The sequence below is a fragment of the Streptomyces sp. NPDC041814 genome, from assembly GCF_055590565.1.
Genome location: NZ_JBVJAM010000001.1, coordinates 1194615 through 1208902, shown reverse-complemented (window position 1 = coordinate 1208902; position 14288 = coordinate 1194615). Strand labels below are relative to the sequence as shown.

Sequence of the window (14288 nt, the reverse complement as noted above, 5' to 3'; positions counted from 1 at the left end):
CGTTGTGGTTTGGCTGGGCCGGGCACCGGGTGGTGCCCGGCCCGGTTGTGTTTGGGGTGGGTGCGGGTGCGGGTGCGGGTGCGGGTGCGTTGCGCCTGCGGCGGGCCCTTGTCCCCGCCCCGCCCCTTCCCGAAACCGGGGCTCTGCCCCGGACCCCGCTCCTCAAGCGCCGGAGGGGCTGGAGTGGGCGGGGGGGGGGGGGGGGGGGGGGGGGGTGGGGTACGGCGGAGGGGCTGGAGTGGGCGGAGGGGGTGGGTGGGGCGCGGCGGAGGGGCCGGAGTGGGCGGAGGGGCTGGGGGCCTCGTAGGGCCTTCGGGTCTTGCGGTGCGGTCCTGGGGACCTGCAACCCCCCGCGGGGCCTTGCGGCGTGGTCCTGGGGCCCATGCGGCCCCCTCTGGGCCTCGTGGCGGTCCCCTGGGCCGCCTGGCTCCGGGGCTCATCGCGTTCGCATCGGGGTGTTGCCCAGTTCCACCGCCGCGCAGCGCCAGCGCAGGTCCGGGCCCTGTTCCAGGCGGAAGGCCATGGCCCGGACCTGCTCGCCCGCGGCGATGCTCGCGCAGGCTTCCACTACGCCGGGGGCCGGCTGGGCGCCTCGGCACATGCGGATGACCGGGCGGGTGCCTCGGGTGCGCAGGGGGGTCGTGGGCGCCAGTTCGGCCAGCTGGTCGTAGGCGTCGCCGATCGTGTGGCCCAGCATCCAGTGGACCGGGCGCTGGCCGCTCAGGACCGCGAGCAGGCGCTCGGCGAACCAGTGGTGGGGGCGCATGCGCCTCGGGACGCGGTGGCGCTGGGCGGGTACGGCTTCGGGCCTGCGGGAGTCGTGGCGTCCTGCGGGCCGGGTCCTGTTCGTGGTCATCTGTCGCCCCCGTGCGTCAGAGGCCCGGCTTTACCGGGCGGTAACTTCTGTTGGGGATCTTCTACGGGGGCGTCGGATTTGTCGCAAGTGTCGGGGGGAGGGGGCGGGGTGCGATGGGGTTCACCTGTTCGGGTGGCGGGGCGGCGGGGGAGCCGGGCGCGGTACGGGGTGCCGGGGTGAGTGGGGCGTCGCCGGGTGGACGGGGGCGAGGGCGTACGCGTAACCCCAAAGGGGGACGTCGCACGTATCCTGAGGGCGTCTCCGACTACGAAAGCGGCCGAGCCATGCGCGTGTACGTACCCCTGACCCTCGCCGGGCTCGCCGCCGCGCACCGGGCCGGTGAGCTGGGGCCCGGCCCCCTCACCGCCTACGCCGTCACCCCGGCGCTGCGCGAGTGGTACGTCTCCGACGACATCGAGGAGCTGGAGTACGCGGCGCTCAACCGGGCCGCCTCCGCCTCGCTGCGGCTGATCGCCGGGGACCCGCGGGCCGCCCGGCGCCGCGTCGTCGTCGCCGTCGACGTGCCGGACGGGGCGGCCGTCGCTGACCCGGACCACATCCTCGACGCCTCATCGCTCGGCGAGGTCACGATCGCCTCCGCCGTGCCGCTGGCCAAGGCCGCCGCGGTGCACGTCGACTCCGACGAGGCCGACGAGGACGTCACCGCCGCCGCGGCCGCGCTCGGGGCGGCGGACCTCGGGGACGACGACGCGCAGTTCACCGTCGACGGCGCCGAGGACCACGAGCTGCTCTGGTTCGGGGTGCAGGAGATCCCCGGCCTGATCGGGTAGGCGAGGGCGTTGTCAGTGGGGGCGAGTACCGTTTCCGGCATGGGGATCGCACCGGGGGAACACCACCGCACGCATCTGGTCTGGGACTGGAACGGCACACTGCTCGACGACAACACCGCCGTCGTCGGCGCGACCAACGCCGCGTTCGGCGAGGTCGGCCTCGCGCCGATCACTGTCGAGCAGTACCGGGAGATGTACTGCATCCCGATACCCCGGTTCTACGAGCGGCTGATGGGCCGGCTCCCCACCGACGCCGAGTGGGAGCGGATGGACGGGGTCTTCCACCGCCACTACACCGAACAGCGCAGCGCCTGCGGGCTGACCGCCGGAGCGGCCGAGCTGCTGGCCCAGTGGCAGCTGACCGGGCGCAGCCAGTCGATCATGAGCATGTACCGGCACGAGGAGCTCGTCCCCGTCGTACGCGGATTCGGGATCGAGCGGCACTTCGTACGCGTGGACGGGCGCACCGGTCCGTCCGGCGGCAGTAAGTCGGAGTACATGGCGCGGCATCTCGCGGCCATGGAGGGGATAGCCCCGCACCACACGGTCGTCATAGGTGACGCGGTGGACGACGCCGTGGCCGCCGCGCACGCCGGTGCCAAGGCCGTCCTCTACACGGGCGGTTCGCACAGCCGCGCCAGCCTGGAGAAGGCCGGTGTGCCCGTCGTGGACACGCTGACCGAGGCCATCGCCCTCGCCGAGCAGCTGACCGGATAGCCGATCGCCCTCGGGGAACGGCTGACCCGATAGCGGACCGCCGTCGCCGTGCGGTTGACCCGGTAGCCGATCCCCCTCGGGGAACGGCTGACCCGGTGGCCGGGGAAGGACCGCCTCCGGCGTGTTCGCGCTGTCCGGAGTGTCAAATTTCGCGGCCTTCTTTTGTACACATCCGTATCGTGACGGTCACCGGTCCGGGCGAGATAGCCTGGTCCCGTGATCAGCGCGATATGCCTCGGGGGCAGTGAAGCCCCCGGTCCGCGCCCGGAGCGCCACCGTGCCCGGGCTGCCTCGGCTGATCCCTCCCGCCCGGACCGGCCGCTGGAAACGGCCCACACGGTCCCGGCGGTCTCTCATCGCGGCATAGCGTCGACCCCGACCGGAAACTCCGCGTCGTGGCGTTACGCCGACCTTTTCACCTACGTCACGCAACGGCGCGCGACAGGAGCCAGAGGACATGCAGACCAAGCTGGACGAAGCCAAGGCCGAGCTGCTCGCACGGGCCGCCAAGGTAGCTGACAACAGCCCGGGCGGTGGTGTCGGCGGGCCGGGCGGTGCCCCCCGGGTGCACGTCGCGGCCGCCGGGGCCGACGGCTCGGGGACCGGGCAGGAGCTCCCCCGCCAGGACGTCCTGCTCTCCTACCTCCAGCGCTACTACCTGCACACCGCCCCCGAGGACATCGTGGGCCGGGACCCCATCGACGTCTTCGGTGCCGCTTCCTCCCACTACCGGCTGGCCGAGGAGCGCCCCCAGGGCAAGGCGAACGTCCGGGTGCACACCCCGACCGTCGAGGAGAACGGCTGGACGTGCAGCCACTCCGTGGTCGAGGTCGTCACGGACGACATGCCGTTCCTGGTCGACTCCGTCACCAACGAGCTCTCCCGCCAGGGCCGCGGCATCCACGTCGTGATCCACCCGCAGGTCGTCGTCCGCCGCGACGTGACCGGCAAGCTGGTCGAGGTCCTGACCGACGGCACCCGCCGGAATGGCGGCAAGGGCCCCAAGGACGCCAAGGCCGGCCTGCCGCACGACGCGCTGGTCGAGTCCTGGATCCACGTCGAGATCGACCGCGAGACCGACCGCGAGGACCTCAAGCAGATCCAGGCGGACCTGCTGCGCGTCCTGTCCGACGTACGGGAGACCGTCGAGGACTGGGAGAAGATGCGGGCCGCGGCGCTCCGTATCGCCGACGACCTGCCCGGCGAGCCGCTGGACGACCTCGCCGACGACGAGGTCAACGAGGCCAGGGAGCTGCTGCGCTGGCTCGCCGCCGACCACTTCACCTTCCTCGGCTACCGCGAGTACGAGCTGCGGGACTCCGACTCGCTGGCCGCCGTCCCCGGCACCGGTCTCGGCATCCTGCGCTCCGACCCGCACCACACCGAGGACGAGGCCCACCCCGTCAGCCCGTCCTTCGACCGGCTGCCCGCCGACGCCCGGGCCAAGGCCCGCGAGCACAAGCTCCTCGTCCTGACCAAGGCCAACAGCCGGGCGACCGTGCACCGCCCCAGCTACCTCGACTACGTCGGCGTGAAGAAGTTCGACGCCGACGGCAACGTCATCGGTGAGCGCCGCTTCCTCGGCCTCTTCTCGTCCGCCGCCTACACCGAGTCCGTGCGCCGGGTCCCCGTCATCCGCCGCAAGGTCGCCGAGGTGCTGGAGGGCGCCGGGTTCACGCCCAACAGCCACGACGGCCGCGACCTGCTCCAGATCCTGGAGACCTACCCCCGCGACGAGCTGTTCCAGACCCCCGTCGACCAGCTGCGCTCCATCGTCACCTCGGTGCTCTACCTCCAGGAGCGGCGCCGGCTGCGCCTCTACCTGCGCCAGGACGAGTACGGCCGCTACTACTCCGCGATCGTCTACCTGCCGCGCGACCGCTACACCACCGGTGTGCGGCTGCGGCTGATCGACATCCTCAAGGAGGAACTGAACGGCACCAGCGTCGACTTCACGGCCTGGAACACCGAGTCGATCCTCTCCCGGCTCCACTTCGTCGTCCGCGTCGCGCCCGGCAGCGAGCTGCCCAGCCTCACCGACGCCGAGGCCGACCGCATCGAGGCCCGCCTCGTCGAGGCCGCCCGCTCCTGGGCCGACGGCTTCCAGGAGGCGCTGAACGCCGAGTGCGGTGAGGAGCGCGCCGCCGAACTGCTCCGCCAGTACGGGCACTCCTTCCCCGAGGGCTACAAGGCCGACCACTCGGCGCGCGCCGCCGTCTCCGACCTCGTCCACCTCGAAGCGCTCAAGGAGAACGAGCGGGACTTCTCCCTCAGCCTGTACGAGCCCGTGGGCGCCGCCCCCGGCGAGCGCCGCTTCAAGATCTACCGCACCGGTGAGCAGGTCTCCCTGTCCGCCGTGCTGCCCGCCCTCCAGCGGCTCGGCGTCGAGGTCGTGGACGAGCGCCCGTACGAGCTGCGCTGCGCCGACCGTACGCACGCCTGGATCTACGACTTCGGGCTGCGTATGCCGCAGACCGCCGCCAACGGCGGCTACCTGGCCGACGGAGCGCGCGAGCGGTTCCAGGACGCCTTCGCCGCCGTGTGGACCGGTCAGGCGGAGAACGACGGCTTCAACGCGCTGGTGCTGAGCGCCGGGCTCGACTGGCGCCAGGCCATGGTGCTGCGCGCCTACGCGAAGTACCTGCGCCAGGCCGGTTCCACGTTCAGCCAGGACTACATGGAGTCCACCCTCCAGAACAACGTCCACACCACCCGGCTGCTCGTCTCGCTCTTCGAGGCCCGGATGTCGCCGGGCCGCCAGAGCGCGGGCACGGAGCTGACGGACGGGCTCCTCGAAGAGCTCGACGGGGCGCTCGACCAGGTCGCCTCGCTCGACGAGGACCGCATCCTGCGCTCCTTCCTCACCGTCATCAAGGCCACCCTGCGCACCAACTTCTTCCAGCACGCGGACGACGGCGAGCCGCACGCGTACGTCTCGATGAAGTTCGACCCGCAGTCCATCCCGGACCTGCCCGCGCCCCGGCCCGCGTTCGAGATCTGGGTCTACTCGCCGCGCGTCGAGGGCGTCCACCTGCGCTTCGGCAAGGTCGCCCGCGGCGGTCTGCGCTGGTCGGACCGGCGCGAGGACTTCCGTACGGAGATCCTGGGCCTGGTCAAGGCGCAGATGGTGAAGAACACCGTCATCGTGCCGGTCGGCGCGAAGGGCGGGTTCGTCGCCAAGCAGCTGCCCGACCCGTCCGACCGGGACGCCTGGATGGCCGAGGGCATCGCCGCGTACCGCACCTTCATCTCGGCGCTCCTCGACATCACCGACAACATGGTGGCCGGCGAGGTCGTCCCGCCCAAGGACGTCGTCCGGCACGACGAGGACGACACGTACCTGGTCGTCGCCGCCGACAAGGGCACCGCGAAGTTCTCCGACATCGCCAACGAGGTCGCCGTCGCGTACGGCTTCTGGCTCGGGGACGCGTTCGCCTCCGGCGGTTCGGCCGGTTACGACCACAAGGGCATGGGCATCACCGCCCGGGGCGCCTGGGAGTCCGTCAAGCGGCACTTCCGCGAGCTCGGCCACGACACCCAGACCGAGGACTTCACGGTCGTCGGCGTCGGCGACATGTCCGGCGACGTGTTCGGCAACGGCATGCTGCTCTCCGAGCACATCCGGCTCGTCGCCGCCTTCGACCACCGGCACATCTTCATCGACCCGAACCCGGACGCCGCCACCTCCTACGCCGAGCGGCGCCGCCTGTTCGACCTGCCGCGCAGCTCCTGGGCCGACTACGACAAGGACCTGATCTCCGCGGGCGGCGGCGTCCACCCGCGCAGCGCCAAGTCCATCCCGGTCAACGCCCACATGCGCGAGGCGCTGGGCATCGAGGCCGGGGTCAGCAAGATGACGCCCGCCGACCTGATGCAGGCCGTCCTCAAGGCACCCGTCGACCTCGTCTGGAACGGCGGCATCGGCACGTACATCAAGTCCACCGCCGAGTCGAACGCGGACGTCGGCGACAAGGGCAACGACGCGATCCGCGTCAACGGCGCCGACCTGCGCGCCAAGGTCGTCGGCGAGGGCGGCAACCTCGGCGCCACCCAGCTCGGGCGCATCGAGTTCGCCCGGGACGGCGGCCGGATCAACACCGACGCGATCGACAACAGCGCCGGCGTCGACACCTCCGACCACGAGGTCAACATCAAGATCCTGCTCAACGGGCTGGTGCGGGACGGCGACATGACCGTCAAGCAGCGCAACAAGCTGCTCGCCGAGATGACCGACGAGATCGGGCACCTGGTCCTGCGCAACAACTACGCGCAGAACACGGCCCTGGCCAACTCGGTCGCGCAGGCGTCCTCCCTGCTCCACGCCCAGCAGCGCTTCATGCGGCGGCTCGGGCGCGACGGCTACCTCGACCGGGCGCTGGAATTCCTGCCCAGCGACCGCCAGATCCGGGAGCTGCTGAACGCCGGCAAGGGGCTGACGCAGCCCGAGCTGGCCGTGCTGCTCGCCTACACCAAGATCACGGCGGCGCAGGAGCTGATCGGGACCAGCCTGCCGGACGACCCGCACCTCCAGAAGCTGCTGCACGCCTACTTCCCGGAGCAGCTGCGCACGCGCTACCCCGAGGCCGTCGACGGGCACGCCCTGCGGCGCGAGATCATCACCACGGTGCTGGTCAACGACACGGTCAACAGCGGCGGTTCGACCTTCCTGCACCGGCTGCGGGAGGAGACCGGGGCTTCCATCGAGGAGATCGTGCGCGCGCAGTTCGCGGCCCGCGAGATCTTCGGGCTCGGCGAGGTCTGGGACGCGGTGGAGGCCCTCGACAACGAGGTCGCCGCCGATGTCCAGACCCGGATCCGGCTGCACTCGCGGCGGCTGGTCGAGCGCGGCTCGCGCTGGCTGCTGGGCAACCGGCCGCAGCCGCTGGCGATCTCCGAGACGGTCGGCTTCTTCCGGGACGGCGTCGAGCAGGTCTGGGCGGCGCTGCCGAAGATGCTGAAGGGCGCCGACCAGGAGTGGTACCAGGGCATTCTGGACGAGCTGACCGGGGCGGGTGTCCCGGACGAGCTGGCGCAGCGCGTCGCCGGGTTCTCCTCTGTCTTCCCGGCGCTCGACATCGTGGCGATCGCGGAGCGTACGGGCAAGGAGCCGCTGGCCGTCGCGGACGTGTACTACGACCTCGGGGACCGGCTGGGGATCACGCAGCTGATGGACCGGATCATCGAGCTGCCGCGGGCGGACCGTTGGCAGTCGATGGCGCGGGCCTCCATCCGCGAGGACCTGTACGCGGCGCATGCGGCCCTGACGGCCGATGTGCTGGCCGTGGGCAACGGGGCGTCTTCGCCGCAGGAGCGGTTCGAGGCGTGGGAGGAGAAGAACGCGGCGATCCTGGCCCGGTCGCGGTCGACGCTGGAGGAGATCCAGGGGTCGGACGCGTTTGATCTGGCGAATCTCTCGGTGGCGATGCGGACGATGCGGACATTGCTCCGTACGCACGTCTAGGCTGCGCCGCGGTGTGGGGTGGGCGGCTGCGGGTTCGTGGCCGCTCGCCCCTTGTCCTCGAACGCCGGACGGGCTCCATGGAGCCCGTCCGGCGTTCGAGGACAACTTTTTGCTTACCGCTTCTTCGTGAAGCGTTCGTACTCCGCCATGACCTCCTTCGCCGGGCCGTCCATGCGGAGGGTTCCCGCCTCCAGCCACAGGGCCCGGTCGCAGGTCTCGGTGATCGATTTGTTGTGGTGGCTCACCAGGAACACCGTGCCGGCCTGTTCGCGCAGTTCGAGGATGCGTGCCTTGCTGCGCTGCTGGAAGCGGGCGTCGCCCGTGGAGAGGGCCTCGTCGATCAGCAGGACGTCGTGGTTCTTCGCGGCGGCGATGGAGAAGCGCAGGCGTGCGCCCATGCCCGAGGAGTACGTGCGCATCGGCAGGGTGATGAAGTTGCCCTTCTCGTTGATGCCGGAGAAGTCCACGATCTCGTCGTAGCGCTCGCGGATCTCCGCACGCGTCATGCCCATCGCGAGGCCGCCGAGCACCACGTTCCGCTCGCCGGTCAGGTCACCCATCAGCGCGGCGTTGACGCCGAGCAGCGAGGGCTGGCCATGGGTGTGGACGCGGCCCTTCGAGGCGGGGAGCAGGCCCGCGATGGCCTTCAGCAGGGTCGACTTGCCCGAGCCGTTGGAGCCGATCAGCCCGATCGCCTCCCCCTTGTACGCGGCGAAACTGACGCCCCTGACGGCGTGCACCTCGCGCACGCCCGGGGCCTGCCGGCGCGAGGCGATCCGGCTCAGCGCGGAGGTGGCGCTGCCCCGGCCGGTGCGGGCGCCGTTGACCTTGTACGTGATGTGGACGTCGTCCACGACGACCGTCGGCACCGCCGCATTCGTACGCTCAGCCACGTCCGTAACTCTCCTCGGCCTTCCAGAAGTAGACGAAGCCGCCCGCGCCGCACAGCAGCGCCCAGCCGGCGGCGACCGCCCAGACGTGCGGGGGCAACTGGCTCGCGCCGAAGCTGTCGATGAGCGCGAAGCGCACCAGGTCGATGAAGACGGCCGCCGGGTTCAGTTCGAGCGCGAGCTTCACCCAGTCCGGCACCCGGTCGCCGCTCAGCATCGTGTCCATGCTCCACATCACGCCCGAGGCGTACATCCAGGTGCGCAGCACGAACGGGGTGAGCTGGGCGACGTCCGGGGTGCGCGCGGCGAGGCGGGCCATGGCCATCGAGAGACCGGTGTTGAACACGGCCTGGAGGGCCAGGGCGGGGACCGCGAGCAGCCAGGCCGGCTGCGGGTACTGCCCGAAGGCCAGCAGGATCAGGACCAGCGCCCCCAGCGAGAACAGCAGCTGCTGGAGCTGTTGCAGGGCGAGCGCGATCGGCAGCGAGGCGCGCGGGAAGTGCAGCGCCCGTACGAGACCGATGTTCCCGCTGATCGCCCGGGTGCCGGCGGTGATCGAGGAGCTGGTGAAGGTCCAGATGAAGACGCCCGTGACCAGGAACGGCACGAAGTCCGGCACGCCGTGCTTCGTCTTCATCAGGATGCCGAAGATGAAGTAGTAGACCGTCGCGTTGAGCAGCGGGGTCATGAGCTGCCACACCTGGCCCAGCTTCGCCTGGCTGTACTGGGCGGTGAGCCTGGCCGTGGCGAAGGCCGTGATGAAGTGGCGCCTTCCCCACAGCTGCCGTAGGTACGCGGGCAGCGAGGGCCGCGCGCCGCTCACGGTCAGCCCGTGGCGCGAGGCCAGCGCGGCGAGTTCGCCGGAGCCGTACACGGGCGGGGAGAGGGGCGGCGGGCTGTCCGCCGGGGCCGGGGCTGTTGTCTGGCTCACCACGATCGCTTTCGACGGGAGGCGGGCAGGCGGGGGCACGGCGTGCGGGCGGAGAAGGACGCGCCCGGCGACGGGACGGGACCGTATCGTCGCAACGCCGAGGGTAGGACGTATCCACGTCGGAACGCAACCGTTTCGTCGTCGCGGACTATGATTCGGCCATGACCACCGACCCCGGAAGCCGCCGCCGAGCCCCGGCGGGAGCCGCCGTCCTGCGCGAGGACGTGACCGACGCCATCCGCAGCGCGGTGTTCGCCGAGCTCGCCGCGGTCGGGTTCGCCCGGATGTCCATCGAGGGCATCGCCCGCCGGGCCGGCGTCGGCAAGACCGCCGTCTACCGGCGCTGGAAGTCCAAGCTGCACCTGGTCCTGGACCTGGTCTCGGCCGTCGCCGCGCAGGGCATGCCCGCCCCCGCCACCGGCTCCCTGTACGGGGACGTGCGCGCCGTCCTCGAACTGGCCGCGTACGCCCTGCGCCACCCACTGGCCTCCCAGGTCATCCCGGACCTGCTGGTCGAGGCCGCCAGGAACCCGGAGATCTCCGACGCCATCAAGGCCGCCCTGCTCGACCCGCAGCAGGGCATGGCCGCCGTGGTCGTCCGGGACGCCGTCGCACGCGGTGAGCTTCCTCCCGGCAGCGACCCCGACCGCGCCCTCGACCTGATCGTCGGCCCGCTCTACTGGCGGCTCGCCGTGGTCCGGGGCGAGGTGCCCCCGGCGTATCTGGACGACCTCGCGGCCTCCGCCGTGGCGGCGCTCACACAGGGCCCGGACCCCGCCGATTAAGTGCTCGCGCGGGTGTGCCAGCGTGCTTGTAGGGGTCACTCTTCGATCGGTTAATCTGGTGGGTGGGCCGCCCACCGGGCCTTCCGGAGCATGTGCACGGGGCGAGCACGGTGCAGGCGCAGTCACTCGTTCGGGACCGTAACCGGTGACCCCCGACCGCCTCTGCGGTTGAGCCCTACGGATAGCCAGGCCCTTGATGAACGGACGTGCTCAACATGCCGCCACGGCTCAGTGTCGTTGTCCCCGTCTACAACGTGGAACTCTTCCTGACGGACTGTCTGAAGTCCCTCGCGGAGCAGACCATGACCGACCTTGAGGTGGTGATGGTCGACGACGGGTCCACCGACGGCAGCGCCGCGCTGGCCGCCGAGTTCGCCGCGGGCGACGACCGCTTCAAGCTGGTCAGGCAGAAGAACGGCGGACTGGGGCACGCCCGTAACACCGGCTTCCGCAACGCCCACCCGGAGAGCCGCTACCTGGCCTTCTGCGACAGTGACGACATCATCCCGCCGAACGCCTACGAGCTGCTGGTCGAGTCGCTGGAGGAGACCGGCTCCGACCTGGCCTCCGGCAACGTCCTGCGGCTGCGCGCCGGCGGCAAGCTGGTCCAGTCGCCGATGTTCCGCAAGCCCATGGCGACCACCCGCAAGCGCACCCACGTCTCGCGCGACCTGGACCTCCTCGGCGACCGCATCGCCTGCAACAAGGTCTTCCGCCGCTCCTTCTGGGACAAGCACGAGTTCGCGTTCCCGGTCGGCGCGCTGTACGAGGACATCCCCGTCGTGCTCCCCGCCCACTTCCTGGCCGGCTCGGTCGACATCGTCAAGGACCCCGTCTACTACTGGCGCGACCGCCCCGGCTCCATCACCACCAGCCGGGCCGTCGTCCGAGGCATCCACGACCGCGTCGCCCACGTCCAGGGCGTCTCCGAGTTCCTGGCGGAGAACCGCACCCCCGCCGACAAGAACCACTACGAGGCCCACGCGCTGGCCAACGACCTCTGGTACTTCATGGAGGTCCTGCCGGACGGCGACCAGGAGTACCGGGACGCGTTCCTCACGTACACCAACAAGTTCATGGACCAGGTCGACCCCTCGGTGCTCGACGGGCTGCCGCTGCGCCTGCGCGTGATGTGGTACCTGGTACGCGAACACCGCATGGACGAGCTGCTGGCGCTGCTCCTCCAGGAGAAGCGGGAGCCCGGCGCGTTCGAGGTCAGCGGCATGCGCCGGCGCGTGGCCCACTACCCCGTGCTCACCCGGCCGCTGCCCGCGCCCGTGGCGCGCGTCGGCGACAGCGACCTGCCGCTCGCCGCCCGGCTGCGCGACGCCCAGTGGCGCGACGGCAAGCTGCACCTCAGCGGCTACGCGTACATCCGCAACCTGCCGGTCGCCTCCGGAGCCAGTGAGTTCCGGATCGGCTGGCTGCGGGCCGGCCGGCGCCATGTCGTCCCGCTCCGGCTGCGCCGCGCCGACGAGCCCGAGGCGACCGCCCGCTCCCGGCAGAGCCTGCACGACTACCACCGGGCCGGCTTCGAGACCTCCGTCGACGCCTCCAAGCTCCGCATCCAGGGGGACAGCGGCCCCAAGCAGCTCACCTTCCAGTTCCAGGTCGGCATCGCCCGGGGCGGCCTGCTGCGCCGGGCCTTCCCCTCGGTCCGCGAGGCGTCCGTCGCGCCGCCCGTCCACCGCCCCGACGGCGACCACCGCATCGCCCCCGCCTTCGAGGGCGACAAGCTCGTGCTGCACTCCGAGCGCGTCGACGCCCGCTTCGAGACCCACGGCCCCGGTGAGCGGCCCGGCACCGTCAAGGTGACCGGCGTGGTCCGCGCCCGCCTCGTCAAGGACGAGCTGACGCTGGTCCTGACGCACGGCGCCACCAAGACCACCGTCGAGGTCCCCGTCACCGTGGGCACCGGTGCCGGGTCCGGCTGGAACCGCTTCACGGCCGAGCTGCCGCTCGCCGCGGTCGAGGAGAACCGCCCCGCCGGTGAAGAGGTCCCGAAGAACGTCGCGTACAGCATCCACCTCGTCGGCACGGGCCTGAAGGCGTCGCTCGACGCGCCCGGCTCGGTCCACCCCGGCCGCTACCCGCTCGCCGACGGGCCGGACGGCGTCCGCCGCGAGCTGGCCCTCGTCGTCAGCGCGCGCGGCAACCTGGTCATCGGCGACCGCACCGTGCAGCCCGCCGTCGAGCTGGCCAGCTGGACGGACGACGGCCGGCTCTTCCTGGAAGGCACCTTCCCCGAGGACCCGGAGCACCCGGTCGAGCTGGTCGTGCAGAACAGCGCCCACCGCGAGGAGCAGGTCTTCCCCGTCGAGTTCACCGGACCCGGGAGCGCCCGCCGCTTCCGCGCCGAGCTGCGGCCGGACGCCGTGGAGGGACCGGGCGGCGCCGTGCCGCTCGGCGAGGGCAACTGGTACTTCTTCTTCCGGGACCAGGGCGCCGCCGACGAGAGCGGCGACCGCGCGCTGCGGCTCCCCGCCTCCGCCTTCCACACCCTGCCCGCCACCCGCACGCTCGGCGGCCGCGAGTACACCCTGGAGCGCCGCTTCGGCGACCAGCTCCTCGTCGTCTCCGGCCCCGTGCTCAGCGCCGCCGAGCGCGGCCCGCGCGCCAAGCGCCTGCTGAGCGAGGCATACGCGGCACAGCGCTCCGAGCCGCTGCGCGCCGCCGCGCTCTACAGCACCTTCGACGGCCGCCAGTACTCGGACTCGCCGCGCGCCGTCTACGAGGAGCTGGTGCGCCGGGGCACCGAGGTGGAACACATCTGGGTCGTCCGCGACCAGCAGGCGATCGTCCCCGAGGGCACCACCGCCGTCGAGCACGGCTCGGCCGCCTGGCACGAGGCGCTGGCCCGCAGCCGCTACATCATCACCAACACGCAGCTGCCCGAGTGGTTCGTGCGCCGGGAGGACCAGACGGTCGTCCAGACCTGGCACGGCACGCCGCTCAAGCGCATCGGGCTCGAACTCGCGGGCACCGCCCAGGCGAACGCCGGGTACATCGCGACCCTCGCCGAGCGGGCCAAGCAGTGGAACTTCCTGGTCTCGCCGAACACGTACTCCACCCCCGTCCTGCGCCGCTCGTTCGGCTTCGAGGGCGAGGTACTGGAGTGCGGCTACCCGCGCAACGACATCTTCCACGCCCCGGACCGCGCCAAGGTCGCCATCGCGGTGCGGGAGAAGCTGGGCATCCCGGCCGGCAAGCGCGTCGTCCTGTACGCGCCGACGTGGCGCGAGGACCAGCGCCTCGGCGGCGGGCGCTACTCGCTCGGCCTCCAGCTCGACCTGGCCGCCGCCGAACGCGAACTCGGCGAGGACACCGTGCTCCTGGTGCGCCGTCACTACATGGTCACCGACCGGCTCCCGGACAGCGGTACGGGTTTCGTCAAGGACGTCTCGCGCTACCCGGACGTCGGTGAACTCATGCTCATCAGCGACGCCCTGGTCACCGACTACTCCTCGCTGATGTTCGACTTCGCCCAGACCGGGCGGCCGATGCTCTTCCACACGTACGACCTGGAGCACTACCGCGACACGCTGCGCGGGTTCAGCTTCGACTTCGAGAAGCGGGCGCCCGGGCCCCTGATCCCGGACTCCGACGACCTGATCGCCGCGCTGAAGGACCCCGAGAAGGCCATCGCCGGACACGCCAAGGCGTACGAGCAGTTCCGGCACGACTTCTGCGACCTGGACGACGGCCGGGCCACCGCCCGCGTGGTCGACCGCATGCTGTAGTCGCCACTGATGGGCCCCGATGCCCGGCCGGTCCGTACCGGCCGGGCATCGGCGTTTCCATGGCCGGTGTTTACGCCACGGTGACGATTCGCTGCGTCGCATAGCGTCGCCGCCTTG

Annotated in this window: 8 protein-coding genes; 5 read left to right on the top strand and 3 right to left on the bottom strand. The window is 71.5% G+C overall.

Features of this window, described 5'->3' with window-relative positions; all coding sequences use genetic code 11:
• Positions 1-436: 436 nt before the first annotated feature.
• Positions 437-856: an Rv3235 family protein gene (locus ACZ6C6_RS05420; RefSeq protein WP_469199222.1), complete on the bottom strand. Its 420-nt coding sequence runs from the start codon at positions 854-856 to the stop codon at positions 437-439.
• Positions 857-1140: 284 nt separating this feature from the next.
• Between ACZ6C6_RS05420 and ACZ6C6_RS05415 the strand changes: the two genes are divergently transcribed.
• From ACZ6C6_RS05415 to ACZ6C6_RS05405, 3 genes are all read left to right on the top strand, one after another.
• On the top strand, positions 1141-1647 hold the full coding sequence (locus tag ACZ6C6_RS05415) for a DUF6912 family protein (protein WP_469199220.1): 507 nt from the start codon (positions 1141-1143) through the stop codon (positions 1645-1647).
• 39 nt (positions 1648-1686) lie between these two features.
• The gene (locus ACZ6C6_RS05410; RefSeq protein WP_469199218.1) at positions 1687-2364 is read left to right on the top strand and encodes an HAD family hydrolase; all 678 of its coding nucleotides are present in this window, start codon (positions 1687-1689) and stop codon (positions 2362-2364) included.
• 457 nt (positions 2365-2821) lie between these two features.
• Positions 2822-7825 carry an NAD-glutamate dehydrogenase gene (locus tag ACZ6C6_RS05405; RefSeq protein WP_469199216.1) on the top strand — a complete coding sequence of 1668 codons (5004 nt, stop codon included), beginning with the start codon at positions 2822-2824 and terminating at the stop codon, positions 7823-7825.
• Between the two features lie 113 nt (positions 7826-7938).
• On the opposite strand, the gene ACZ6C6_RS05400 is transcribed toward ACZ6C6_RS05405, so the two are convergent.
• Positions 7939-8718, bottom strand: coding sequence for an ABC transporter ATP-binding protein (locus ACZ6C6_RS05400; protein ID WP_469199214.1), 780 nt, complete (start codon positions 8716-8718; stop codon positions 7939-7941).
• On the bottom strand, positions 8711-9649 hold the full coding sequence (locus tag ACZ6C6_RS05395; RefSeq protein WP_469199212.1) for an ABC transporter permease: 939 nt from the start codon (positions 9647-9649) through the stop codon (positions 8711-8713). Before ACZ6C6_RS05395 ends, ACZ6C6_RS05400 begins: the two co-directional genes overlap by 8 nt.
• A 158-nt stretch (positions 9650-9807) precedes the next feature.
• Here ACZ6C6_RS05395 and ACZ6C6_RS05390 point away from each other — a divergent pair, with 158 nt between their 5' ends.
• Positions 9808-10431, top strand: a complete 624-nt coding sequence (locus ACZ6C6_RS05390) for a TetR/AcrR family transcriptional regulator (protein WP_469199210.1) — start codon at positions 9808-9810, stop codon at positions 10429-10431.
• Positions 10432-10637: 206 nt separating this feature from the next.
• Positions 10638-14171, top strand: a complete 3534-nt coding sequence (locus ACZ6C6_RS05385; protein WP_469199208.1) for a bifunctional glycosyltransferase/CDP-glycerol:glycerophosphate glycerophosphotransferase — start codon at positions 10638-10640, stop codon at positions 14169-14171.
• Positions 14172-14288 lie beyond the last annotated feature (117 nt).

Excerpts from the sequence above, each read along its gene's own strand:
- ACZ6C6_RS05405 (WP_469199216.1), top strand. The coding sequence starts at position 2,822 with ATGCAGACCAAGCTGGACGAAGCCAAGGCCGAGCTGCTCGCACGGGCC.
- ACZ6C6_RS05390 (WP_469199210.1), top strand. The coding sequence starts at position 9,808 with ATGACCACCGACCCCGGAAGCCGCCGCCGAGCCCCGGCGGGAGCCGCC.
- ACZ6C6_RS05420 (WP_469199222.1), bottom strand. The coding sequence starts at position 856 with ATGACCACGAACAGGACCCGGCCCGCAGGACGCCACGACTCCCGCAGG.
- ACZ6C6_RS05415 (WP_469199220.1), top strand. The coding sequence starts at position 1,141 with ATGCGCGTGTACGTACCCCTGACCCTCGCCGGGCTCGCCGCCGCGCAC.
- ACZ6C6_RS05410 (WP_469199218.1), top strand. The coding sequence starts at position 1,687 with ATGGGGATCGCACCGGGGGAACACCACCGCACGCATCTGGTCTGGGAC.